The following is a 24,609-nucleotide window of genomic DNA, read 5'->3' as shown; positions in this document are numbered from 1 at the left end:
AGTGCGCCGGGAACTACCCGACGCACTTTCCATGTCGCTGGGGCGGGGAGTAGCGCGTTTCAATTGCACAACCTGTTTCAGGGCATGCGGCCTTGGCTGCGATGATTATTGATCGTATTCATCACGCACAACCTGCAACGAAAAAGGCCACCCACCGGTGGCCTTTTTCGTATTGGAAGGGTCGCCTAAAGCAGCCGAAGGCAAACGCCGGCTTACTTCGCCAACAGCTTCGCGATCGCCGCGCCAAGGTCACCCGGCGACTTCACCGTGGTGACACCGGCCTTCTCCATCGCCTCGAACTTGCCCTCGGCGGTGCCCGAGCCGCCCGACGCGATCGCGCCTGCGTGGCCCATGCGCTTGCCCTTCGGGGCCGACGCGCCGGCGATGAAGCCGACCACCGGCTTGGTCACGTACTGGCTGATGAACTCCGCCGCTTCTTCCTCGGCCGAACCACCGATCTCGCCGACCATGATGATGCCCTCGGTCTGCGGGTCATCCTGGAACAGCTTGAGCGCGTCGATGAAGTTGGTGCCGTTGATCGGGTCGCCGCCGATACCAATACAGGTCGACTGGCCTAGACCCGCGTCGGTGGTCTGCTTGACCGCTTCATAGGTCAGCGTGCCCGAGCGCGACACGATGCCGACCTTGCCCGGCATGTGGATGTGGCCCGGCATGATGCCGATCTTGCACTCGCCCGGGGTGATCACGCCGGGGCAGTTCGGGCCGACCAGCACGACGTCGTCGTACTCGCGCAGCACGTTCTTGACCCGCAGCATGTCCAGCACCGGGATGCCTTCGGTGATGCAGACGATGACCTTGATGCCGGCGTCGGCCGCTTCCAGGATCGCGTCGGCCGCGAACGGTGGCGGCACGTAGATCACCGACGCATCGGCGCCGGTGTCGTCGACCGCGTCGGCGACGGTGTTGAAGACCGGCAGGCCGAGGTGCTCGGTGCCGCCCTTGCCCGGGGTCACGCCGCCCACGACCTTGGTGCCGTAGTCGAGCATCTGCTCGGCGTGGAAGGTGCCCTGCGTGCCGGTGAAGCCCTGCACGATCACCTTGGTGTTCTTGTCGATCAATACGCTCATGTCAGTCCCGCCTCACTTGCCCGAGACGGCGGCAACCGCCTTCTTCGCGCCATCGTTGATGTCGTCGGCCGGCGTGATCGCCAGGCCGGAATTCTTCAGCAGGTCCTTGCCGGCTTCGACGTTGGTGCCTTCCAGGCGCACGATCACCGGCACCTTGACGTCGACTTCCTTGACCGCGGCGATGATGCCCTCGGCGATCATGTCGCAACGGACGATGCCGCCGAAGATGTTGACGAAGATCGCCTTCACCTTGTCGCTCGACAGGATCAGCTTGAACGCCTCGGTCACGCGCTCCTTGGTGGCGCCGCCGCCGACGTCGAGGAAGTTGGCCGGCTCGCCGCCTTCCAGCTTGATCACGTCCATGGTCGCCATCGCCAAGCCGGCGCCGTTGACCATGCAGCCGATGTTGCCGTCCATGGTCACGTAGTTGAGGTCGTGCTGGCTGGCCTTGACCTCGGTCTCGTCTTCCTGGCGGATGTCGCGCATGGCGACCAGCTCCGGGTGGCGGAACGAGGCGTTGTCGTCGGAGTCGACCTTGCCGTCGAGCACGGCGAGGTTGCCGTTGGTGAGGATCGCCAGCGGGTTCAGTTCGACCAGCGCCAGGTCCTTTTCGTGGAACAGCTTGAACAGGCCCAGCATGATCTTGGCCAGCTGGTTGGACTGCTTGGCGGTCAGGCCCAGCTCGAAGCCCAGCGCGCGGCACTGGTAGGCCTGCAGGCCTTCGACGTAGTTGACGTTGATCGACTTGATGGCCTCGGGCTTCTCGGCCGCGACCTGCTCGATGTCCATGCCACCTTCGGCGGACGCGATGAAGGTGACCGACTGGGTGCCGCGGTCGACCAGCACCGACAGGTACAGCTCCTTGTCGATGTCGGTGCCTTCGCAGACCAGCACCGAATCGATCGGCAGTTCGACGCCGGCGGTCTGGTAGGTCGCCATCTTGCTGCCGAGCATCGCGCCGGCGTACTGCTTCACTTCGTCGAAGCTCTTCGCCAGCTTGACGCCGCCGGCCTTGCCGCGGCCACCGGCGTGGATCTGCGCCTTGACCACCCAGAGGTCACCGGGGATCGACTTGGCGGCCTCGACGGCCTCTTCGGGAGTGCGCGCGATGCGCCCGGCCGGCACCGCGATGCCGTAGTCGGCAAAGAGCTGCTTTGCCTGGTATTCGTGAAAATTCATGCGTCATCCGAGGGGAGTTGAAGACGTCCCACGCGGAGGCGACCGATGGACGGCGCGGGCGCGAGGGGGCCGGGCATTGTCGCCGATCGGGGGCGGTCGGGCAAAACCGGGGGCCGTCGGGGGCGTCCGGCGGTGATCCAGGCCGGTGCGATTTCGCCCGGTGGCGGTCCCGCCCCCTGTAGGAGCGACGTAAGTCGCGAATGCCATACATCCCGGTTTCGCCGTGCGATCGCGACTTACGTCGCTCCTACATGCATGGCGGGCATCCCGGACGGGCGCAGCGCCTATACTCCGGCAGGGATCCTTGGGGAAACACGCTTGCCGACAGCCATCGCCGCCACCGAGGCCGACGACGCCGACAGCGCGCTGCGCCGGGAGTTGTACTTCTACACGCTGTACCGGCTGCTGGAAGCGTCGATGCTGGTGCTGGTGCTGTTCGGCCCGGTCGCCGACATGATCGGCCCACCACGGCACGACCTGCTGGCGCGCGCGGTGGCGCTGTCCTACCTGTTCATGGCGGCGCTGCTGTTCCTGTTCGGGCGGCGTGGCGAACTGCGCGGCAACGCCCTGGCCGGCATCGCTACCGACCTGTTCTTCGGCCTGCTGGCGATCCATACGATCCCGGTCGCCGGCACCGGCATCGCGCTGATGCTGATGTTCAACGTCGGCGCCGCCGCACTGCTGCTACCGGCGCGCTACGGCCTGGGCGCGGCGATGGTCGCGGTCGCCGGGATCATGGTGGAGTACTTCTGGAGCGCCGCGGTCGACGAGAGCGCGCGGATGCTCGCCGAGCCGCTGATGTTCTCGGTCGGCTACCTCGCCATCGCCACCCTGACCAGCATCCTCGGTCGCCAGATGCGCGCCAGCCATGATCTGGCCGCACGCCGCGGGGTCGAGACCGCGCACCTGACCGAGGTCAACGAACTGATCATCCGGCGCCTGCGCACCGGGGTGCTGCTGGTCGACGGCAACGACCAGGTGCGACTGGCCAACGAGGCGGCGATCCTGCTGCTGGGCGATGCCGGCGAGGGCCATCGCGACCTCGGCGTCGCGCTGCCGGAGCTGGCCCGCCGCCTGGCCGCGTGGCGGGTGGACGGCAAGACCGACGAGACCCCGCTGCAGATCGCCTCCGACCAGCCCGAGGTGGTGCCGCGCTTCACCCGCCTGCTGGCCGGCAGCGACCAGACGCTGGTGTTCCTCGACGACACCTCGCTGGTCTCGCGCCGCGCCGAGTCGATGACGCTGGCCACGCTGGGCCGGTTCTCGGCCAGCCTCGCGCACGAGATCCGCAACCCGCTGGCGGCGATCAACTACGCGGTGCAACTGCTGGAGGAGTCCGACGACGTCGCCACCGCCGACCGCCGCCTGCTGGAGATCATCCGCCAGCAGGGCGTGCGCATGAACGGCATCGTCGAGAACGTGCTCGGCCTGGCCCGGCGCGAACCGGCCAAGCCCGAGCACGTCGAACTGGTCGCCCTGATCCGCCACTTCGTCGACGACTACCGCGCCGGCCATCCACTGGAAAACGACAGCCTCAGCGCCACCGCCAGCCAGCCGCAGGTCACCACGCTGCTCGATCCGCGCCAGCTGCACCAGGTGTTGACCGTGCTGGTGCACAACGCCCTGATCTACGGCCGGGTCCCCGGCGAACCGGCGCGCGTGGGCATCCACGTCCACCTCGACAACCACGGCCTGCCGATGGTGGACGTGGTCGACCGCGGCCCGGGCATCCCCGAGCGGGTCGCCCGGCAGCTGTTCCGGCCGTTCTTCACCACCTCCGGCCACGGCACCGGCCTGGGCCTGTACATCGCCCGCGAGCTGTGCCGCGCCAACCAGGCCTCGCTCGACCACGTTCCGCTGCCCGGCGGCGGCAGCTGCTTCCGCATCCGTCTCGCGGGTTCGCCCCTCAAGGACCGCGGCCGCGCCCCCGAAAAGCTTTAAGATGGGCGGGATACTGGAGGGTCGGATGGCTGAAACACGTAGTGCACTGATTGTCGACGACGAGCGCGACATCCGCGAGTTGCTGGTCATGACACTGGGGCGGATGGGCCTGCGGTGCGACACCGCGTCCAGCCTGGCCGATGCGCGCAACCACCTGTCGCGCAGCCAGTACGACCTGTGCCTGACCGACATGCGCCTGCCGGACGGCTCGGGGATCGACCTGATCGCCGAGATCACCCAGCTGCACCCCAACACCCCGGTCGCCATGATCACCGCCTTCGGCAACGTCGAGGCCGCGGTCGAGGCGCTCAAGGCCGGCGCGTTCGATTTCGTCGCCAAGCCGGTCGAACTGGCCGTGCTGCGCGACCTGGTCCGCCACGCGCTGGAACTCAACGAAGGCGGCAGCAAGCCCGCCGTCGACACCTTCGCATCGCGCCTGTACGGCGATTCCCCGGCGATGAGCAGCCTGCGCCAGACCATCGCCAAGGTCGCCCGCAGCCAGGCCCCGGTCTACATCGCCGGCGAGTCCGGCGTCGGCAAGGAACTGGTCGCCCGCACCATCCACGCCGAGGGCGGCCGCGCCACCGGGCCGTTCGTGCCGGTCAACTGCGGCGCGATCCCGTCGGAGCTGATGGAAAGCGAGTTCTTCGGCCACAAGAAGGGCAGCTTCACCGGCGCCCACGCCGACAAGCCCGGCCTGTTCCAGAGCGCCGACGGCGGCACCCTGTTCCTCGACGAGGTCGCCGAGCTGCCGCTGGCGATGCAGGTCAAGCTGCTGCGCGCGATCCAGGAAAAGTCGATCAAGCCGGTCGGCGCCAATGCCGAAGTCGTGGTCGACGTGCGCATCCTCTCGGCGACCCACAAGGACCTCGCCCCGATGGTGGCCGACGGCCGCTTCCGCCAGGACCTCTACTACCGCATCAACGTCATCGAACTGCGCGTGCCGCCGCTGCGCGAGCGACTGGAAGACCTGCCGGGCCTGTCGCAGAAGATCCTCGGACGCCTCGCCGCCGGCCTCGGCCGCGAGACCCCGCGCCTGTGCGACGACGCCCTGGAGGCACTGCAGAACTACCCGTTCCCCGGCAACGTGCGCGAGCTGGAAAACATCCTCGAGCGCGCCCTGGCCCTGGCCGAGGGCGAGTGCCTCGACGCCGACGACCTGTGCCTGCCCAAGCCGCAGGGCGGCGCCGCCCCGGTGGTGCCCCGCACCCCGCAGGCCAACGCCGCCGCCGCCGGCATCGACCCGCGCACCGTCGACCCGCGCGACACCGCCACCAGCGCCCTGCCCTCGTACATCGAGGAGATCGAGCGCGCCGCCATCCAGCACGCCCTGCAGGAAAACCGCTACAACAAGACCCGCACCGCCGCCGCGCTGGGCATCACCTTCCGGGCGCTGCGGTACAAGCTCAAAAAGCTGGGCATTGACTAAAAAAATCCTGATTACGGTACATTTGTAAAAAAATCCGTGCGGGAGTAAAAAAAATGTCGGTTGTCGGGTACGAGTTCCTGCGTCAGCACCTCTGCCTGGCAGCACTGCCCCCGCGCCGACAGGCCGTGATCAAACCCGTCACCCGGATCTAGCACTTCGCCAGCTACCGGCGTCGCGCTTGATCGCAGAGCTGGAGCGGACGCCAAGCGGCGCATACCTCCGACAGGCATGCTTCCTCTGGGAACATGCGAACAACGCCACACTGGACGACGCGCCGCCTCCGTCCGGCGCGGTGACACCGCTGTTCGATCCCGATCGCTACGTCACGGGTCCGGTGCAACGCAACGCTCGATGGCGGGTCGACTTCAACGGTTTGGGTTCCATCGATTATTGCGCCACCGTCGAACGTACCGACGCAGTCCGTGCCGGTATCGACGCCGACCTGCCCGGAAGGGCCAATCACTACGCCAGCGGGCGCCTGTCGCGCTTCCTCTTCCACCATGCGCTGTGCCGTGCCGGAGCCCTGCAGGACGGCCTGATCCTGCCGGTATCGGTGGCAATGAAGAAACACGAGGCCGAGTATCTCAAGACCCTCCAGGAATTCTCCCGCCCCGTGCGCGAGCGCTGGAGAGTCGAGTGGTTCGACGAAGGCAAGTACGCGTTTGATTATCGAGGTGATCCCGTTCATGGGATCTATCGATACTGGGACGCCACCGAAGCCGTGGAGTTCAGCTTCCGAATGGCGGAAAAGGTATCCAAACGCCGCCGGGACCAGTTCAGGCCACGGGTGCCTGAGGCTGCCTTCGAGTTCATTGAAGAAGTGACTATCAAGGCATTAAAGAGCAACCAGTAGCGCACACAGGACGGCGCTCAGTAGCCCGCCTCGCGTACGTGGCGCACCGCAAGCATCACGACTTCAGTGCGGTCGTAGCGATACAAGGCCACGTAACCGCCGGCACCGAACTCAATCAACCATTCCCGGAACTCGGGCTCCATCTCGGCCATCGGACGGCCCGCCTCCGGATGGCGCTCCAGCGTGGCAACCCCTTCACGGATCGCAGCGATCGCCCTGCGTGCGGCATCCCCGCTCTTGCCAGCCAGGAATGCATGAAGCCGCGCGATGTCCCCGAGCGCCTCGGGCGTCCACTTCAGCCGTGGCATTCCGGCGCGTCCGCATCCTTGCCCGTCTCTAGCCCGGCCAGCCAGGCATCCGCCTCCGCCGCCGTCAGGTGCAGGCCCGTCTCCTGATAGGCCGCCCATGCCGCGAGTCCCGCCTGGCGAAAACTCTCGCGCTTCTCTTCACGCTCGACGTACTGCTCCACCGCTTCGCGCATCAGCCAATGGGCCGAGCGATGCCGCGCCTCCGCAAGCCGCTGCACGCGTGCCTTGATTTCCGGGTCGATCTTCAAGCTGGTGGTGGAAGTAGTCATTGCGGCGCCAAAGGTGTTACCTATTGTTACTTTACACCATCAACCCAGCCCCAAAGCTACCTCGATGCCCGCGCATGCTAATGTGTACATCTGCACACATGGAGAACGCCGATGTCCACCACCATGACCGTGAGGCTTGAGTCCGACATCAAGGACCGCCTGGACCAACTCGCCCTCAGCACCCATCGCAGCAAGTCATACCTCGCCGCGGAGGCCATCCGCGAGTTCGTGGAGCTCAACGAGTGGCAGATCCGCGAAACCCGGGCCGCCATGGCCGAAGCCGACGCCGGCGACTTCGCGACCGATGCCGAAGTCCAGGCCCTTGCGAGCAAGTGGTCGTAAATGCGCGTTCGCTGGCTGCGTACCGCACTGAAAAACCTGGGCAACGAAGCTGAATTCATCGCCACCGACGACCCGCGTGCCGCGCACGCAATCGTCATCCGCGTCCTCCAGAGTGTCGCACTGCTGGCTGACCAACCGGGACTTGGCCGCCCAGGGCGAGTGCCGGGAACGCGCGAACTGGTCATCCCCGGCACCCACTACATCGTGCCGTACCGTGTGCGACAGGACATCGTGGAAGTGCTCAGACTGTTCCACACTGCACGGCGCTTGCCGAACCGTTGGTAGCTTCCTTGTGCTGGCCGCCAGGTCTCGCTTTGTCGTATCGGAAGCCCTGCTGGCCGAGTACCGCGACGTCCTGGCCCGGCCAAAGCTGTGCAAGGTACACGGCCTCAATCCCGCCGAGCGCGAATCCCTGCTGACGGAGATCGTCCAGCACGCCATCGTGCTGCGGTCCGTCGCGACCCATCCGGCACCGGATCCCGCGACCAGCGCCTTTGGGAGCCTGCTGCTCGTCACTGGCGACAATTGTTCCTCGACAACCTCGCGATGCGCCCGCGGTTGCTGACTGCGGAAGCGTTTGCCTTGTCCCGGCGCTGATACGTCCCGGAAATTCCCCTATTCTTCGCGCAATCGAAGCTTCGCCTGTTCGTGCCGATGAGCAACCCACCCACGCCCGCGGGCCACACGCGCTTGGCTTTTCGCGGCGACCTCGAAGGATTGCGGGCGATCGCCATTCTTCTGGTCATCGCTGCACATGCCCATGTTCCGGGACTGGCCGGCGGCTTCGTCGGGGTCGACGTGTTCTTCGTCTTGTCCGGCTATCTGATCACCGGGCTGCTACTGAAGGAGCGCCAAGCCACCGGCAAGGTCGAGCTGCTCGCCTTCTATGCACGCCGTGCACGCCGCCTGATGCCGGCACTGCTCCTGATGGTCGCTATCGTCTGTGTACTAGGCGAATTACTGCTTGCTCCCGCCGACCGTCCGGCCCAGGGATTGGCAGCGATTACTGCATCCCTTTGGATCAGCAACCTGCATTTTGCGTTTGCCGAGCTCGACTACTTTGGCAGCGGCGCCGAATCCAACCTGTTCCTGCACACCTGGTCACTAGGCGTGGAGGAGCAGTTCTACCTGGTCTGGCCGGCCCTGCTCGGTCTGGCGGCGCTGGGGCAAAAGGCACCCTTCGGCCCTGAGCGACGCACGCTCAACCGCCTCTTGCTCGGCGTAGCGGCCCTGAGCCTGATTGCCTGCGTGGTGCTGACCCGGGATGCGCCCAACCTGGCGTTCTACCTGATGCCTACCCGTGCTTGGCAGTTCGCGTTGGGGGCGTTGGTGTTCCTGCATTTCGGCGACGGCCAACGCACCCTGCCGTCATGGGTGGCCGGTTCGGGACTGGTGCTTCTGTTTGCCAGTGCGCTGGTGCTTGGCGGTGACCAGCAGTACCCCGGACTCTGGGCAATTGCACCATCCGTGGCCGCGGCCGCAGTCATCGCCGCAGGCAGCAGCGGAACAAGCCCCGGCGTGTCCAGGCTCCTCGGCACCGGCGTACTCCAGGCGGTCGGACGCCGTTCGTATTCCTGGTATTTGTGGCATTGGCCGGTCCTGTTGCTCGGTGCCACGGTGCTGGACATGGCCAATGGCTGGAACCGGCTGTTCCTCGTGGTCATCTCGGCGCTGCTGGCGGCCGCGTCCTATCGCCTGGTCGAAATGCCGATTCGCCACAACCAACGCCTTATTCAACGACCCGGAGTGGCGGTCCTCGCGTCCGTCGGCGCGATGCTGCTGGCCGGCTCGTTGATGCTGCGTTGGCACAACAGCGCAGCGGACTGGCTCGATCGGAATGAAGCCGCATCGGCGCGCATCACCGTACCGGCCATATACAAGATGGGCTGCGACGACTGGTTCCACAGCGCCGATGTCAAGATATGCGAGTTCGGCAGTGACGAGGCCACCCATACCGTCGTGGCGGTAGGGGACAGCATCGGCCTACAGTGGTTCCCGGCGCTGGCCGAGATTTTCGACAACCCCCAGTGGCGCCTGCTGGTAATCACCAAGTCGGCTTGTCCGATGGTGGACGCCCCCATCTACTATGAGCGCATTGGTCGCCAATACACCGAGTGCGAACAATGGCGTGACAAAGCAATTGCCATGATCGGTTCAATCAAGCCCGACATGGTGATCATGGGCTCCACGTTCACCTACGACTACACCGAACAGCAGTGGCGCGATGGTACCCGCGCGGTGCTGGCGCCGTTGACCGCTGCGGCGCGAGAGGTCTACGTGCTTCGCTCAACCCCGGTCCTGCCCTTCAATGGACCTGCGTGCCTGAGCGAGCGAAGTCGCCTGCATCAATGGCTAGCCGGCAAGGACCAATGCACGGCTCCCGCAGGCAACGTCCGGTCCGAGCAGGTATTTTCCTGGCTGTCGCAAGCCGTAGCGGCTTCGCCCAATGCACAGGTAATCGACATGACCAATGCAGTCTGTCCCGATGGAACCTGCCGCGCGCGATCGAATGGAATGCTGACCTTTCGGGACGAGCAGCATTTGAATGCGGAATTCGCCGGTACCCTGTCGCCGCAACTGGGCGCCGCGCTCGGCTTGGGTGAGCCGGGCGCTTCAGCGTCATCAGCCTCATCTTCCGGGACCCAGGCCTCGAAGTGACATAAAACGTCACATCACCGACAGGCCAACCGACGATTCTTGTCACCCCTCCCGGATCCACGCATCACCCAAGCGTGACCCGTTCTCCACTTTAGCTATCAGGCTGCTAACGGCGCCTCATTCCTCTGGACTTGGCACGCGTCCTGCGTACTCTTCCATGCACGTGCAGCTTGCACGGCAAGGCCGAAGGACCGGAACAGCCGGACCTGCAGGTACGTGAGATTTACAATCACTCCTAGGGGAAACACCATGAAGAACAACCAGCAAGGCTTCACCCTGATCGAGCTGATGATCGTTGTTGCGATCATCGCGATCCTCGCCGCCATCGCGCTGCCGGCTTACCAGGACTACGTGGCCCGCTCGCAGGTCACCGCCGGCCTGGCCGACATCCGTGGCGGCGTGACCGCGTTTGAAGAGATTGTGAACAAGGGTACGCCGTCGACCTACGACAATGACGACATCGGCCTGCAGACCACCACCACCCGCTGCTCTCCGATCAGCGTTACTGCGGGCGCTGATGGCGTCATCGAGTGCAGCCTGACCGGCAACCCGAAGGTCGCTGGACAGGATGTCACCCTGACCCGCAACAGCGACACCGGTGCCTGGGACTGCACCACCAGTGCAGGTCTGGACGACAAGTACCGTCCGGCCGGCTGCCCGAGCGCCTGATTAAGGCACTCCACCAGCTGCAAAAAACCCCAGCTTCGGCTGGGGTTTTTTTTGTCCAATCGAAGTTTATTGGCATGAATCGTGCGTGATATTTTGAATCAGACCATGCAAATCTGCGGGGGGAGCGGGGATGCAAGTGCAGCGCGGCTTTACATTGATAGAGTTGATGATCGTAGTAGCGGTAATAGGAATTCTTTCCGCCATTGCCATTCCCGCGTATCAGGACTACAACATCCGGGCTCAGGTAACCGGCGGACTAGCTGAGATCACTCCCGGCAAATCCACATTTGAGTCAAAACTTTTGGCCGAAGGCGTTACCACCTTCGATGCAGCTGCATTGGGACTGACAACCACTACAGCACGGTGCAATGTCACCATGGACCCCAGTGAAACCGGGTTCATCAGATGCACATTGAAGGGCAATCCCCTGATCGCCAATGAGACCATCACGCTTAACCGCGGATCCGACGGGAGTTGGCAATGCGACGTCAGCGGCGGCATTATCGGTCGTTATCGACCAGAAGCTTGCAGCTGAGTCGCCACCCCGCGGGACACACATATTTCCGACTGCACTGTCGGTTTCGACATCCGAGTGCAACGGCTATCTCGGAAACAATAAATGGCCTTATCGTATGCTGCGATCAGGCCATACTCTCTTGATATCCGGACATGCCTCTGCGCCTCTTTCCAATGGTCATCGCGTTGTGCTTGCTCACTACAGCCGTTTATTGGCCGGGGCTGAGCGGCGGCTTTCTTTTTGATGACTACCCAAATATTCTCACGAATCAGAGAGTCCATGCAGAAACTCTGAATCTACGAACACTCGAGTTAGCCGCAAGTGCCTATCAGCAAGGTCCTATAGGTCGACCACTCGCAACCCTAAGCTTTGCAGTCAATTATGCGATTGGAGGAAAAGATCCATGGGCCTTCAAGCTGACAGGACTGATAGTACACCTGATCAATACCGTAGCCGTATTCTGGTTGCTACGTCGACTGTTTGGATTACCCAGCAGCGCGGGCATTCCTCGCCAAAATAATGCCACTCCCTGGAACACGGCAGCGATTTTTACGATCACCCTTCTATGGGCGACCCACCCACTACAGGTTTCATCGGTGCTTTATGTGGTGCAGCGGATGGAAACCCTGTCACTCACTTTCGTCCTCATTGCCCTAATAATCTATATACATGGACGCACGGAACAGATCAATGGCAAGAATGGATGGCACTGGCTCGCCGGAGCCATCCTGGCAGCCGGCGCCGGGTTATTGAGCAAAGAAACTGCTGTTCTTTTCCCGGCCTATAGCCTGGCCCTGGAACTTTCCCTCCTTCGTTTCCGGGCGAAATCCCACACTACCCAGTCCATAATTAAGCTTACATACGGCGCTGGCGTAGTAATGGCCGCGATTCTATTCGTCGCACTCGTTCTTCCGCATTATACTTCGCCACAGGCATACGCAATCCGGGATTTTACTGTTGGCGAACGCCTACTCACACAGATGCGCGTTCTACCGATGTATCTGGAACAGATGTTGCTCCCACTTCCCGCCAACCTGGTCTTCTACTATGACGACTACCAGAAATCGACCAGCCTACTCGAGCCGATCACCACATTAGCTGGTGGTGTCTTCTTGCTCTTTTTGCTTTCCCTCGCCGCCTATGCACGGAAAAGAGCACCCTTGCTCGCTCTAGGGATACTGTGGTTTTTCTCCGCCCATGCTCTTACAAGCAACGTGGTGAACCTCGAACTGGCATTTGAGCATCGTAACTATTTCGCATTGCTTGGAGTACTTATCGCATTGGCAGAAATAGTGCGACACATCCCGACTGGCACCAGGCCACTCGTCCGTCAAGCGACCGTCGGGGTATTGGTCATTGGTATAGGAGCGCTGGGCATGCTGCGAAGTGCCACTTGGGGCGATCCTCTACTACTAGCCATGAATCTAGTCGCCCTGAACCCGGAGTCTGCGCGAGCGAGCAGCGACCTTGGTGAGCAGTACATGATCTTGGCAAACGGGCGCACCGAATCTCCGTTTTACGCCAAGGCCATCGATGAGTTCGAGCGAGGTTCCGTTCTGCCAAACTCTTCGCCACTGCCGGAACAGGGCCTAATTCTCATGTCTGCCCTATCAGGAGAACCCGTACTAGACGAGTGGTGGGACCGCATCGAAAGGAAGCTGGCTGCTCGCCCAATTGGGCCCCAGGAGTCCATCATGGTTCTGGGGTTGGTCCAGCAGCGCTATAAAGGCGTTCCACTAGATGATCGTCGCTTGGCCGATCTATATACAGTGCTGGCGGAGCGCGCTTCCATGCCCCCATTGCAATTTGCACATCTTGGCGACCACGCCCTTATCTATTTACATGACCAGGCATTGGCTAACGCCATGTTTGTGAAGGCTATTGAGAGTTCCGTTGGAAACCCCGCATACGCCGAACAGCTCATCGGTGTGCTGCGAACCGACGGACACCTCGAACAGGCTCGAGCCGCTGAAAATAGAGCGAGAGAGCTTGGGCTTGTTCCGAAAGGAAGTTTCGGCGGGCAAGCTGGCGACACCGGCGCAATCATCGCACCTGCGCCGTAGCAATAGGCTGATCGATTTTGAACAGCTATAGGGCGACGTTCCATCTGATATTAGTCTTCATAGCTTCCGGCGCGGTATTCGTGCCAGGACTTTATGGGGGATTCCTGCTAGATGACGTGCCAAATATCGTCAGCAATGTCGACATACAAGCCACGAGTTGGGATTCCGCAGCACTGCGACGCGCCTTCTTTGCCTATGACGGACCCATTGGCCGGCCCTTGGCCACCCTCAGCTTCGCGATAAACCATATCTTAACCGGCCTAGATCCTTGGTGGATGAAGGCGACCAACCTTGGCATCCATTTGGCGAATGGACTGTTGATAGGCACGTTGGCGAGAAAGTTCCTGGCGCTGGGATGGAAGGCCCGAACCGGCTACAACGTCTCCTTGGCGGCCACCGGAATAGCGCTCACATGGATGATCCACCCGCTGCAGGTTTCCAGTGTTCTGTATATCGTCCAGCGAATGGAGCTTCTTGCTACAACTTGCATCTTGCTGGCACTGCATACGTATTTTCAGGGAAGAATTCGCCAGATATCCATGCAGAGGGGTGGCTGGTATTGGCTGGCGGCAAGCGGGCTATTGTCGCTGTTGGGCGCGGCATCAAAGGAAAACGCCGTGCTGACACCTCTCTTCATGCTGGCCACCGAGTTTACGCTCCTTCATTTTTCTGCTGCCGCTCCCCGCGACTCGAAAATACTTCGGGGCGCACACACCGCGGCTCTGGCACTTCTTTTAACCGCATTGGCTGTCGCCACCATCCATACGATGCCATCCTACTCGACCCGTGAGTTCACGATGTACGAGCGGGTACTCAGTCAGCTCCGCGTTCTGGTGACATACCTGCAGTGGATGGTCTGGCCCTCGCCATCCAACCTGACCTTCTATCACGACGATTTTGTAACCTCGCGCGGCCTACTGGCTCCCTGGACGACACTCGCCAGCGGCGCATTTCTTGGGTTGCTGGCGAGCCTCTCATGGCTGATGCGATCTTCGCGCCCAATTTCCAGCTTGGGCATAATTCTGTTTTTCTGCTCTCACATTATAACGAGCAGTGCAATTCCACTTGAACAAATTTTCGAGCACCGGAACTACTTTGCACTGTTCGGAGTTATCTTGTTCGTGGCGGATACATTGGCCCATGCGTTGCCAAGAAACAGCATCATCGCCAGCTCAGGGACAGTTATTGCAATCACATTAGGGCTGGGATGGACCACAGTTTTGCGCTCCGCAATGTGGGGAAACCCAACGACACTTGCAATCAGCATGGCTGAGCACAACCCATCCTCGGCTCGTGCCGCTTATGATCTCGGAATCGCCTATCTTGAACTCTCCGATTACAGGCCTGACTCACCGATCTATCCGAAGGCAATCCAGGCATTGGAACATGCTGGTTCTATTCCGGGCTCCTCGCCACTTCCCGAGCAGGCATTAATTCTACTTGCCAGTAACAACGGCAGTCCGGGCAAAGGGCAATGGTGGGATGGATTACAACGCAAAATAGAAGCCAATGCGCCAGGACCACAGGAGTTTACGGCGATATATGCGCTGCATGCGTCGCGAATGAAGGGATCAACACTACCAATTAATCGTCTTCAACCCCTGTACGAAAGCTTCCTGAGAAAAAATCCGGATAATATATACATGAATCTTATCTATTCCGACTTTGCGCGTGTTGTTCTCAAAGACGAAACGCTTGCCCGGAAGCACAGAAATATTGCAGAGTCGATCAGATCCAAATAAGTCGGCCAACGAAGGGCTTGGGCTGGAGCTAGTCTTGCACCAGTGAACGCATAGCCCGTGCAGGCTGACCAAAGCATACCGAATTGGCGGGTAACTGCCCAAGTACAAGGCTAGCAGCTCCAACAACGGTACGTGCGCCAATCTCCGAGCCCTCTAGCAGGACTGTGCCAACTCCTATCCAAGTATCCGCACCGATCCGGCAGCCAAGGCTACTAGGTGGGAATTTTTGGGACAGGGCATTGGAATGCGACGATCCGGCATCGGAATGTGTCATGAGGATGCATCTGGCGGATACCGTCGCGCGATCTCCGATATGCAGAGGCCCGGCAAGATCCAGAAGGCAGTCCGGCCCCAGATATACCCCGTCACCAATAGAAAGGTTGGATAAACCCAGCTCGTGGTTCATAAACTTGCAGGAATGAACCCGGACCCCTTTGCCAACTTCTGCGCCCAGCAGGCGAATAATCCAGGCACGCCAACGGGGGTGCGGCACCCATCGAAGTACAGCAGACGCCGTGACATACCATGCCATTTTTATCTGGCCCATAAGGAAAGCACCGGCGTCAACCTGGGAAAAGGCATTCGAGATGGCGGTTGGTGATTGGCGACTACCAACACCTTCACCGGTCGGGACCAGATACCTTTCGGTACGCCAACCACGAGATTCCGATTGTCGCGCAAATTGCATCTAGGCCCAACAACCACATGCGGCTGACAAAAGCATAGGCCGTGATTTCGGATGGCGCAATACCCGGGACCAGCCCCTCCAGCCAGATCAGTGCCGCCTCTCTTGTTCCTAGGCCTGCCGGTAACAGGGAAAAAAATCCGGCAATTACCGAGAGGCTACTTGAAACATAAAGACTCAAGCTCCGCTCCCAGTCGTACCCCACCGCGCCGCGAAGCAACATTATCCAAGCAGCCGCAGCGCTAACAGATGCAAAAACGCATCCAATAATCATCACGCGCGTAATAGCGGGCTTCTTCCACACGGCCATCCATTGCCACGAACTGAACCCTGCCAGCAAACGCAGAACGAGTGCTGCGAGCGAAATCAACGCAGCGCCTCCCGCGATCACCGCGGGCAGAAGCCAGGGTCCAAAGTTCATCCATACCCACGCTGAAATCGAGCCCATGACGTGAGAGCCTACCACTATCCCAGCCAGTACGATATTTGCGCCAACAACCCCTTTTAATGTCGCCTCATCGCCCAGCAGCGCTTTCTGTGCCGCAAGCCCCCACACTCGACCGGGCACATACTTTAGCATCTGGCTTGCCATGAAAATCGCGACAGTGCGCGAGATTGCCGGCCGACCTAGCAGCAAAGAAAGAATCCATCCCAGAACCAGAATGTGCACCACTCCGGCCAAAAGCGACAAAGCTAACCATCCAGGCTGCAGCTCAAAGAGCATCGGAAACAGCAAATCAGAAGAAAACGTTAGTTTTCGAAGAAAATATACGCAGGACGCTATAGTCAACAGAAGCAATACGCACTTCCCTGCCATGACAGCCACTCGTGAACTCTTCACTTCCGCGACCTGTTAGATACATCCAGGAAGACGCGCGCTGCACTTTTTTCTACATTAAATATGTTGGCGAGCCGCTCCATACTTTCACGGGCCGCCTCATTTTCAGGCGTACAGCCGCGGCGTATGGCCTCCGCAAAGTGAGCCGCTGTCACGGACCTTGCAACTACCCCATGCTCCAGTAGGCCGGGGAGGTCACCCACGGGCATTGCAATGATCGGAATGCGATACGCCAGAGCGTCTGAAAAAATCACGGGGATGCTTTCGATCCTGGAGGGCAAAAGCAGGCGATCCGCCCTCGCCAGCGCGGCCGACGCCTCGGATCGGCCAAGATACCCACTTATCTGCACGGGTCGCGCGGCAGAGTTCAATCGGGCGACCTGGGCGCGAACCAGTTCTTCCATAGGTCCTCCGCCCGCTATATGCACCTCCGCAATGCGGTGCCAATCAGCGTCCTCGAGGAGATTCAAAGCCTCAAGCAGCAAATCGACGCCTTTATTGGGATGCCAACGCCCCAAGAACAGTAGACGATAGGGAGCCGTGGTTGCGGCCGGCTTGGAGCGGATTCCGTCGAGGCGTCGACAGCTTGGGAGAAAGCTGAAATCTCGCCCACAAAGGCTACCTGCTTCCGCAGCCAGGCCAACTCCATCAGCGTAGACTTCAGATGCGCTCTCGCACACCCGCCTCAGAAACCCATTCAGGACAGGAAGGCGTCCCAGCGACCAGATGTCACTACCCAATGCCCAAACGGAGTACGGGATGGCATGTTTACGCTGAAGCTGCTTTGCGACCCAGCCTGATGGAAGGACCCACAGCGCAAAGGTATGGAGGACCATACCGTCTGCGGATGCCGCAAAAGCCTGGCGCCTCAACGAGCGCAGCGCGGAGAGAATTGCGATCCAGTGCCAGGGCCTCATCGGCGAGAGCAGCGATAAAGGCTTACTCCCCGAGCTGAATCGCCATACTTCAATATTACCTATTTTCTCACGCCCGGCCCGTCGCCCCGGCGCCACCACTCGCACGGGCATGTGGTGGGACATTGCTTCCGCGAAATCAGCCACGAATGCCCCGGCCGCTTCCCTCCCATCCACTTCCATTGGAAAAGATGTCGCGAGGATAAGTAGCGCCTTTTGCTTCACGAGAGCCGCACCCGCACCTAGTTGACTCATCGACGGCAAGAGCTATTCACGCGCTACTGGCGCCATTGAGTCTTGCCCGGCCTTTGTATAAGTGAGGGACGTTATTTGCTCCGACACAAGCCCAATAAGAAATACAATTACTGCCGCGCTGAACAACAACGTACTCATGTTTGTAAATCGCCCCATGGTCACGAAAGTCCAGCCGTAGTAGCTCAGACCGGTGACAAAGAATCCGGCGCTCACAGGCACAAACAGCTTTAGCGGCGAGTACAGCGTCGCAATCTTGAAAATAATCAACAGAAACCGGAGACCGTCCCTTAGCAGTCGTATGTGACTCCCGTTACCCACCCGCTTGGCCACTGGAATGGGCACATAGGCCACCGGATAGGCGCTACGGAAGAATGCCATGGTGCTGGTGGTGGGATAACTGAAACCGTTCGGTAGCAGATGCAGGAACTCGCGGAACTTTTCGGCCCGCACAGCCCGAAACCCGGACGTCAGATCGGCCACCTTGTGCCCGGTCATCCAACTGGCTAGACGGTTGTACAAGGCGTTAGCGAAACCCCGGTGGAAGTTTGCCTGTCCGGAGCCATCACGGGCACCGACCACCATGTCGTACCCTTCCGCCAGCTTGTCCAGCAGGGATTGGATATTCGAGGGATCGTGCTGGCCATCGGCATCCATGAACACAAGGATGTCACCGCCCGCAGCTCGTGCACCACGCTTGATCGCCGCGCCATTGCCCATCGAGTACGGAGACGACAACACCCGAACACCCTGTTCAGCCGCAACCTGCGCAGTCTCGTCGGTCGAGCCGTCGTCGACCACGATGATCTCGGCCTCCGGGTAGCGTTGCCGCAGGCCGGGCAGCGTCCGGGCCAGACCCGCGGCCTCGTTCTTGGCCGGTAGAACTATCGAAAGTCGCATCACCCCTCCCCTTTGGCACAGGTTAGGCCAGCGGCGCCTTTGCGGAAAGGTGCAGCCGTACCACTTATGCGGGGCGGGGATTGCGGTACAGTCGGCCCGGGGAAAGACTGTACGGGAACACAGGGGACCGCGATGAGTTCCGTAGCCACTGCCAACTTGGTGGGAATCACCGGCATCGCCCGGCGCCTGGTGCTGGACGGCGCTCTTGACGAGGCGGCGGCGCGGCAGGCCATGGCTGGCGCCACCGCCGAGCGCAAGCCGCTTGCGACCTACATCACCGACAACCGCCTGGTCAGCCCTGCCAATCTGGCTGCAGCCAACTCGGTCGAGTTCGGCGTGCCATTGTTCGATGCCGCGGCGATGGACCCGGCGCAGTCGGCGGTCAAGCTGGTCAGTGAGGAGTTGGCGCGCAAGCATTGCGTGCTGCCGCTGTTCAAGCGCGGCAACCGGCTGTTCGTCGGCATTGCCGACCCCACCAATACCCGCGCGCTGGACGAGATCAAGTTCCAGGCCAACCTCGCGATCGAGGCCATCCTGGTCGACGAGGACAGCATCCGCCGCCACTTGGACCGCTGGCTGGAAACCGCCGATGCATTGAGCGACGCGGTAGGCGACGACACTGAAGGGCTGGAGAACCTCGAAGTCGGCAAGGACGACGATCTGTCGGGCGACAGCGGCGTCGATCCGAAGACCGACGACACTCCCGTCGTCAAGTTCATCAACAAGGTGCTGGTCGACGCGATCCGCCGCGGCGCCTCGGATATCCATTTCGAGCCGTACGAAACCGACTACCGGGTCCGCCTGCGCATCGATGGCCTGCTCAAGCAGGTCGCGAAGGTGCCGGTCAAGCTGCAGCAGCGCATCGCCGCACGCCTGAAGGTGATGGCGCAGCTCGACATCGCCGAGAAGCGGGTACCGCAGGACGGCCGCATCAAGCTCAACCTGAGCAAGACCAAGCAGGTCGACTTCCGCATGAGCACGCTGCCGACCCTGTTCGGCGAGAAGATCGTGCTGCGTATCCTCGACGGCGGTGCGGCCAAGCTCGGCATCGAGAAGCTGGGCTACGAGGAAGAGCAGAAGGACCTGTTCCTGGCCGCCGTGCAGAAGCCCTACGGCATGGTGCTGGTCACCGGGCCTACCGGCTCGGGCAAGACCGTTTCGCTGTACACCGCGCTCAACATCCTCAACGACGAGACCCGCAACATCTCCACGGTCGAGGACCCGGTCGAAATCCGCGTGCCCGGCATCAACCAGGTGCAGATGAACCTCAAGCGCGGCATGACCTTCGCCGCCGCGCTGCGCAGCTTCCTGCGACAGGATCCGGACGTGATCATGGTCGGCGAAATCCGCGACCTGGAGACCGCCGAGATCGGCATCAAGGCGGCCCAGACCGGCCACATGGTGCTGTCGACCCTGCATACCAACGATGCCCCGCAGACCATCGCGCGCCTGATGAACATGGGCGTGGCCCCGTTCAACATCACCTCGTCGGTGACCCTGGTGATTGCCCAGCGCCTGGCGCGGCGACTGCATGACTGCAAGAAGGAAGTGCAGCTGCCGGAGCATGCGCTGTTGGCCGAAGGTTTCACAGCCGAGGAAATCGCCGATCCCGCGTTCAAGCTCTACGAGGCGGTCGGCTGCTCCGATTGCACCGAGGGCTACAAGGGCCGCACCGGCATCTACCAGGTGATGCCGATGAGCGACGAGATCCAGACCATCGTGCTGGCCGGCGGCAATGCCATGCAGATTGCCGAGGCGGCGCAACTGGCTGGCGTGAAGGATTTGCGCCAGTCGGCCCTGCTGAAGGTCCGCAACGGCATCACCAGCCTGGCCGAGATCAACCGCGTGACCAAGGACTGATGCCGGTGTCCACTCCCATTCCAAGTTGCATTACCGCTCCAGAAGGATTCAAGTCATGGCCGTGACCCGACCTGCCGCCAGCGGCACCACCAAGACCGTCGTGCGTCGCGCGGAAGCGACGGCGATTTACGTATGGGAGGGCACCGACAAGCGCGGTGTCGTGATGAAGGGCGAGCAGGCGGCCAAGAACGCCAACTTCCTGCGGGCCGAACTGCGTCGCCAGGGCATTACCCCCAAGACAGTCAAGCCCAAGCCCAAGCCGCTGTTCGGCGGGACCGGAAAGCGCATCACGCCGCTCGACATCGCCATTTTCAGCCGCCAGATCGCGACGATGATGAAGGCCGGCGTGCCGATCGTCGGTGCGCTGGAGATCATCGGCAGCGGCAACAAGAATCCCAAGATGCAGCAGCTGGTCAACGCGGTCCGTTCGGATGTCGAGAACGGATCGTCGCTCAGCGAGGCGATCAGCAAGCATCCGGTCCAGTTCGACGAGCTGTACCGCAACCTGGTCCGTGCGGGTGAATCGGCCGGTGTGCTCGAGACCGTGCTCGACACTGTCGCCACCTACAAGGAAAACCTCGAAGCGCTGAAGGGCAAGATCAAGAAGGCGCTGTTCTACCCGGCGGCCGTTGTCGCGGTGGCGCTGCTTGTGAGCTCGATCCTGCTGGTGTTCGTTATCCCGCAGTTCGAATCGGTCTTCGAAGGATTCGGCGCCGAGCTTCCGGCGTTCACCAAGATGGTGGTCAACCTCAGCGACTTCATGGTCAGCTACTGGTGGGCGGTGTTGCTGGCGGTCGTCGGCACGGGCGTGGCCTTCATCATGACCAAGAACCGCTCGCCGGCATTCGCACACTTCCTTGACCGGCTGATCCTCAAGGTGCCGGTGATCGGCCAGATCATGCACAACTCGGCGATCGCACGGTTCTCGCGCACCCTGGCGGTGACCTTCAAGGCCGGCGTGCCACTGGTGGAAGCGCTGGACACGGTGGCTGGCGCCACTGGCAACACGGTCTACGAGAAGGCGGTATTCCGCGTGCGTGACGACGTCGCGGTCGGCTACCCGGTCAACATGGCGATGAAGCAGACCAACATGTTCCCGCACATGGTCGTGCAGATGACCGCCATCGGCGAAGAGGCCGGCGCACTCGACACCATGCTGTTCAAGGTCGCCGAGTTCTACGAGCAGGAGGTCAACAACGCGGTGGATGCGCTGTCGAGCCTGCTGGAACCGTTGATCATGGTGTTCCTGGGCGTGATCGTCGGCGGCATGGTGGTGGCGATGTACCTGCCGATCTTCAAGCTCGCGGCGACCGTCGGCTAAGCTCCCCGGATGGCATTCCTCGATCAGAATCCCGAAATCGGCTACCCGCTCGTCGCCGGTTTCGGCCTGCTGCTGGGCAGCTTCCTCAACGTGGTGATCCTGCGCCTGCCCAAGCGGCTGGAGTGGGAGTGGAAACGCGACAGCCGCGAGGTGCTGGGCGAGCCGGACGACTACGATCCGCCGCCTCCCGGCATCGTGGTGGAGCGGTCGCATTGCCTCCACTGCAAGCACCAGCTCAGCTGGTACGAGAACATCCCGGTGTTCAGCTGGCTGGCGCTGCGCGGCAAGTGCCGCAACTGCAAGGCGCCGATCTCGCCGCAGTACCCGCTCGTGGAGCTGCTGACCGCGGTGCTGATGGTCGCCTGCGTGTGGCGCTTCGGCTTCGGCTGGCAGGGCTTCGGGGCGATGGTATTCACCGGCTTCCTGATCTCGCTGTCGGGGATCGACCTGAGGACCCAGTTGCTGCCCGACCAACTCACGTTGCCGTTGATGTGGCTGGGCCTGATCGCCGCGGCCGACAACCTGTACATGCCGGTCAAGCCGGCGCTGCTGGGTGCGATTGCCGGTTACCTGGCGCTGTGGGTGGTCTGGTGGGTGTTCAAGCAGGTCACGGGCAAGGAAGGCATGGGCCACGGTGATTTCAAGCTGCTGGCCGCCATCGGCGCCTGGACCGGCTTGAACGGCATCCTGCCGACGGTGCTGCTGTCGTCGCTGGTGGGCGCGGTGATCGGCTCGATCTGGCTGGCGATGAAGGGCCGCGACCGCGCCACCCCGATTCCGTTCGGCCCGTATCTGGCGGTTGCGGGCTGGATCGCGTTCTTCTGGGGCGACCGGATGGTGGACGGCTACATGCGGTATTCGGGGCTGGGCTGAGGGCGCGTTCCGGCTGGGTCTGCGTGCTGCGTTGGCCTCGTGTAGGAGCGACGTGAGTCGCGATTGCGGGGAGTCCCGGTTGCGTCGTGCTGTCGCGACTTACGTCGCTCCTACATTTGGACCGGTGGTCCCGGTGCGCTGACGTGGCATCCTGCGCGGCATGAGCGGATACATCATCGGTGTTACGGGCGGGGTGGCCTCGGGCAAGAGCACGGTCACCCGGCGCTTCGAGGTGCTGGGCGTGGCGGTGGCCGATGCCGACCTGGCCGCGCGGGAGGCGGTTGCGGCGGGTTCGGACGGGCTCGCCGAGGTGGTCCGGGTGTTTGGCCGCGAAGTGCTGGCAGACGACGGCAACCTTGACCGGGCGGCGATGCGCAGACGGGTGTTCGCCGATGCCGCGGCGCGCGCCGAGCTGGAGTCGATCATCCATCCGCGGGTGCGGACGCGGCTGCATGCGCTGTGCGCGGCCGCCGGCGGGCCGTATGCAATCGCCGCCATCCCGCTGTTGGCGGAAGGCGGAGGCCGCGCGGCCTATCCGTGGCTGGCCCGGATCCTTGTGGTGGACGTGCCGGAAGCGGTGCAGCGCGAGCGGCTGATGCGGCGGGACGGGGTGGATGCGGCGTTGGCCGGATCGATGATCGCGGCGCAGGCGACGCGCGCGCAGCGGTTGGCGGTGGCGGATGACGTGATCGTCAACGACGGGCCGCTGGATGCGCTGGATGCGCATGTGCGGGCGTTGGATGGGCGTTACCGCGCGCTGGCGGTGGCCGATGATGGGGGGACACGCGATTAACCCATGTAGGAGCGACATAAGTCGCGATTGCACGGCGAAGCCGGGTATCAGTGAAATCGCGACTTACCGGCGACAGCATGCTGTCGCCACTCCTACAACGAAGCGGGACGTGCGGCGTCGGGGGACTTCTCTAACGCGGGAAGTTCATCGCGGTTTTCACGCTGGCCACAGGCTGCGGATCGCGGCGATGCCCTGCGCGCCGTGGCTCCGGGCTTCGGCCAGATCGTCGGGGCCCAATCCGCCGATGGCGTAGAGCGGCAACGCCACCTGTTCCCGCAGACGCGCGAAGCCGTCCCAGCCGATGCCGGCCTTGCCGGGATGGCTCGGGGTTGGCTTGATGTTGCCGACCACCGCGAAATCGCAGCCGACCGCCTCGGCGGCACGCAATTCCTCCAGATCATGGCAGGAGGCCGCCAGCATCACGTCGGCGGCGACAGGACGCGAATCCAGGCCGACCAGTTGCGCCGCGCGCAGGTGCAGGCCGGCGCCGTGCTCGCGGGCGAGTTCGATGTCGCCGTTGACCATCGCCTGGGCCCCGCCCTTGCGGCACCGGCGCACTGCCCGGCCGACCAGTGTCGACCAGCGGTCGCGGTCGATCCCCGGCGCGCGGAGATGGATCCGGCGGACGCCTGCCGCAAGGGCGCGGTCGAGTGCTGCCAGCCAGGACTTCTCGTCGTCGGGCGACGGCGTGACCAGGTAGCGGTCAGGCTGCAGCAATGCACCGACCACCGGGCGGTCGGCGGGGGGCATCGAGTAACTGGCCAGCTTCTGCGGCGGCACCCAGGCCAGCGCCTGGCCTTCGCGCCCGCGGGCGGGACCGTGCCAGTCCCGGATCACGCGCACGTCCAGTCGCAGGCGTTTGTCGGGATAGGCCTGGGGGACGTTGATCAGCGGCGCGCCGATCTCGACGGTGATGCCCAGTTCCTCGTGGAGCTCGCGGGCAAGCGCGGCTTCCGGCGACTCGCCCGGCTCGCGCTTGCCGCCGGGGAATTCCCACAGGCCGGCGAGGTCGCGGCCCTCGGTGCGACGGGCCAACAGAACGCGGCCGCGGGCGTCACGGATGACGCCGGCGACGACTTCGACTATTCGTGATGGGCCATCGCTCACCGGGGGAC

Annotated in this window: 25 protein-coding genes; 15 read left to right on the top strand and 10 right to left on the bottom strand. The window is 62.4% G+C overall.

The genetic code is table 11. The features are described 5' to 3' along the window. Positions 1-212: 212 nt before the first annotated feature. From sucD to ACT9AS_RS13335, 3 genes are all read right to left on the bottom strand, one after another. The gene (gene sucD / locus ACT9AS_RS13345) at positions 213-1,088 is read right to left on the bottom strand and encodes a succinate--CoA ligase subunit alpha (protein ID WP_445100647.1); all 876 of its coding nucleotides are present in this window, start codon (positions 1,086-1,088) and stop codon (positions 213-215) included. Positions 1,089-1,100: 12 nt separating this feature from the next. Continuing rightward, on the bottom strand, positions 1,101-2,267 hold the full coding sequence (sucC, locus tag ACT9AS_RS13340) for an ADP-forming succinate--CoA ligase subunit beta (RefSeq protein WP_445100646.1): 1,167 nt from the start codon (positions 2,265-2,267) through the stop codon (positions 1,101-1,103). Between the two features lie 284 nt (positions 2,268-2,551). Continuing rightward, positions 2,552-2,629 carry a hypothetical protein gene (locus ACT9AS_RS13335; RefSeq protein WP_445100774.1) on the bottom strand — a complete coding sequence of 26 codons (78 nt, stop codon included), beginning with the start codon at positions 2,627-2,629 and terminating at the stop codon, positions 2,552-2,554. Between ACT9AS_RS13335 and ACT9AS_RS13330 the strand changes: the two genes are divergently transcribed. The 3 genes from ACT9AS_RS13330 to ACT9AS_RS13320 all read left to right on the top strand — a co-directional run bounded on the left by ACT9AS_RS13330 (position 2,598) and on the right by ACT9AS_RS13320 (position 6,490). Further along, positions 2,598-4,208, top strand: coding sequence for an ATP-binding protein (locus ACT9AS_RS13330; RefSeq protein WP_445100773.1), 1,611 nt, complete (start codon positions 2,598-2,600; stop codon positions 4,206-4,208). The genes ACT9AS_RS13335 and ACT9AS_RS13330 overlap by 32 nt on opposite strands. A 25-nt stretch (positions 4,209-4,233) precedes the next feature. Next, entirely contained in the window at positions 4,234-5,637 is a 1,404-nt protein-coding gene (locus tag ACT9AS_RS13325; RefSeq protein WP_445100645.1) for a sigma 54-interacting transcriptional regulator, read from the top strand. Positions 5,638-5,815: 178 nt separating this feature from the next. Next, entirely contained in the window at positions 5,816-6,490 is a 675-nt protein-coding gene (locus ACT9AS_RS13320) for a hypothetical protein (RefSeq protein WP_445100644.1), read from the top strand. A 17-nt stretch (positions 6,491-6,507) separates the two neighbouring features. On the opposite strand, the gene ACT9AS_RS13315 is transcribed toward ACT9AS_RS13320, so the two are convergent. Together ACT9AS_RS13315 and ACT9AS_RS13310 are read right to left on the bottom strand one after the other, a co-directional pair. Further along, on the bottom strand, positions 6,508-6,798 hold the full coding sequence (locus ACT9AS_RS13315) for a type II toxin-antitoxin system RelE/ParE family toxin (RefSeq protein ID WP_445100643.1): 291 nt from the start codon (positions 6,796-6,798) through the stop codon (positions 6,508-6,510). Next, positions 6,786-7,046: a ribbon-helix-helix protein, CopG family gene (locus ACT9AS_RS13310; RefSeq protein ID WP_445100642.1), complete on the bottom strand. Its 261-nt coding sequence runs from the start codon at positions 7,044-7,046 to the stop codon at positions 6,786-6,788. Before ACT9AS_RS13310 ends, ACT9AS_RS13315 begins: the two co-directional genes overlap by 13 nt. Positions 7,047-7,178: 132 nt before the next feature. Between ACT9AS_RS13310 and ACT9AS_RS13305 the strand changes: the two genes are divergently transcribed. The 8 genes from ACT9AS_RS13305 (at position 7,179) to ACT9AS_RS13270 (ending at position 15,058) form a co-directional block, all read left to right on the top strand. Then, entirely contained in the window at positions 7,179-7,409 is a 231-nt protein-coding gene (locus ACT9AS_RS13305; RefSeq protein ID WP_445100641.1) for a ribbon-helix-helix protein, CopG family, read from the top strand. Further along, entirely contained in the window at positions 7,410-7,694 is a 285-nt protein-coding gene (locus ACT9AS_RS13300; RefSeq protein ID WP_445100640.1) for a type II toxin-antitoxin system RelE/ParE family toxin, read from the top strand. Positions 7,695-7,701: 7 nt separating this feature from the next. Further along, positions 7,702-7,974, top strand: a complete 273-nt coding sequence (locus ACT9AS_RS13295) for a hypothetical protein (RefSeq protein ID WP_445100639.1) — start codon at positions 7,702-7,704, stop codon at positions 7,972-7,974. A gap of 89 nt (positions 7,975-8,063) precedes the next feature. Further along, entirely contained in the window at positions 8,064-10,067 is a 2,004-nt protein-coding gene (locus tag ACT9AS_RS13290; protein ID WP_445100638.1) for an acyltransferase family protein, read from the top strand. 249 nt (positions 10,068-10,316) lie between these two features. Then, on the top strand, positions 10,317-10,736 hold the full coding sequence (locus ACT9AS_RS13285) for a pilin (protein WP_445100637.1): 420 nt from the start codon (positions 10,317-10,319) through the stop codon (positions 10,734-10,736). A 130-nt stretch (positions 10,737-10,866) separates the two neighbouring features. Beyond that, the gene (locus ACT9AS_RS13280; RefSeq protein WP_445100636.1) at positions 10,867-11,271 is read left to right on the top strand and encodes a pilin; all 405 of its coding nucleotides are present in this window, start codon (positions 10,867-10,869) and stop codon (positions 11,269-11,271) included. Between the two features lie 134 nt (positions 11,272-11,405). Further along, on the top strand, positions 11,406-13,316 hold the full coding sequence (locus ACT9AS_RS13275) for a hypothetical protein (RefSeq protein ID WP_445100635.1): 1,911 nt from the start codon (positions 11,406-11,408) through the stop codon (positions 13,314-13,316). Positions 13,317-13,432: 116 nt separating this feature from the next. Further along, entirely contained in the window at positions 13,433-15,058 is a 1,626-nt protein-coding gene (locus tag ACT9AS_RS13270; protein WP_445100634.1) for a hypothetical protein, read from the top strand. A 28-nt stretch (positions 15,059-15,086) separates the two neighbouring features. Here ACT9AS_RS13270 and ACT9AS_RS13265 read toward each other — a convergent pair whose 3' ends face one another. The 4 genes from ACT9AS_RS13265 to ACT9AS_RS13250 all read right to left on the bottom strand — a co-directional run bounded on the left by ACT9AS_RS13265 (position 15,087) and on the right by ACT9AS_RS13250 (position 18,647). Beyond that, a complete protein-coding gene (locus ACT9AS_RS13265) occupies positions 15,087-15,332 on the bottom strand; it encodes an acyltransferase (protein ID WP_445100772.1) in 246 nt (81 codons plus the stop codon). A gap of 346 nt (positions 15,333-15,678) precedes the next feature. Then, positions 15,679-16,542 (bottom strand): hypothetical protein, encoded by an 864-nt coding sequence (locus tag ACT9AS_RS13260; protein ID WP_445100633.1) that lies wholly within the window; start codon positions 16,540-16,542, stop codon positions 15,679-15,681. Between the two features lie 38 nt (positions 16,543-16,580). Continuing rightward, a complete protein-coding gene (locus ACT9AS_RS13255; protein ID WP_445100632.1) occupies positions 16,581-17,720 on the bottom strand; it encodes a glycosyltransferase in 1,140 nt (379 codons plus the stop codon). 42 nt (positions 17,721-17,762) lie between these two features. Further along, positions 17,763-18,647: a glycosyltransferase gene (locus ACT9AS_RS13250; protein ID WP_445100631.1), complete on the bottom strand. Its 885-nt coding sequence runs from the start codon at positions 18,645-18,647 to the stop codon at positions 17,763-17,765. Between the two features lie 132 nt (positions 18,648-18,779). Here ACT9AS_RS13250 and pilB point away from each other — a divergent pair, with 132 nt between their 5' ends. From pilB to coaE, 4 genes are all read left to right on the top strand, one after another. Further along, positions 18,780-20,507 carry a type IV-A pilus assembly ATPase PilB gene (gene pilB, locus ACT9AS_RS13245; RefSeq protein ID WP_445100630.1) on the top strand — a complete coding sequence of 576 codons (1,728 nt, stop codon included), beginning with the start codon at positions 18,780-18,782 and terminating at the stop codon, positions 20,505-20,507. Positions 20,508-20,562: 55 nt separating this feature from the next. Next, positions 20,563-21,828: a type II secretion system F family protein gene (locus tag ACT9AS_RS13240; protein WP_445100629.1), complete on the top strand. Its 1,266-nt coding sequence runs from the start codon at positions 20,563-20,565 to the stop codon at positions 21,826-21,828. 9 nt (positions 21,829-21,837) lie between these two features. After that, positions 21,838-22,701, top strand: coding sequence for a prepilin peptidase (locus ACT9AS_RS13235; RefSeq protein WP_445100628.1), 864 nt, complete (start codon positions 21,838-21,840; stop codon positions 22,699-22,701). Between the two features lie 160 nt (positions 22,702-22,861). Further along, positions 22,862-23,494, top strand: a complete 633-nt coding sequence (gene coaE / locus ACT9AS_RS13230; protein WP_445100627.1) for a dephospho-CoA kinase — start codon at positions 22,862-22,864, stop codon at positions 23,492-23,494. 156 nt (positions 23,495-23,650) lie between these two features. Here the strand turns inward: coaE and ACT9AS_RS13225 are convergent, their stop codons facing one another. Next, positions 23,651-24,601: a Nudix family hydrolase gene (locus tag ACT9AS_RS13225; protein WP_445100626.1), complete on the bottom strand. Its 951-nt coding sequence runs from the start codon at positions 24,599-24,601 to the stop codon at positions 23,651-23,653. Between the last annotated feature and the right edge of the window lie 8 nt (positions 24,602-24,609).

Source organism: Lysobacter sp. F60174L2, from assembly GCF_052547135.1.
Note: the sequence above shows the minus strand (reverse complement) of the source record. Positions and strands in the feature narration are given on the sequence as shown.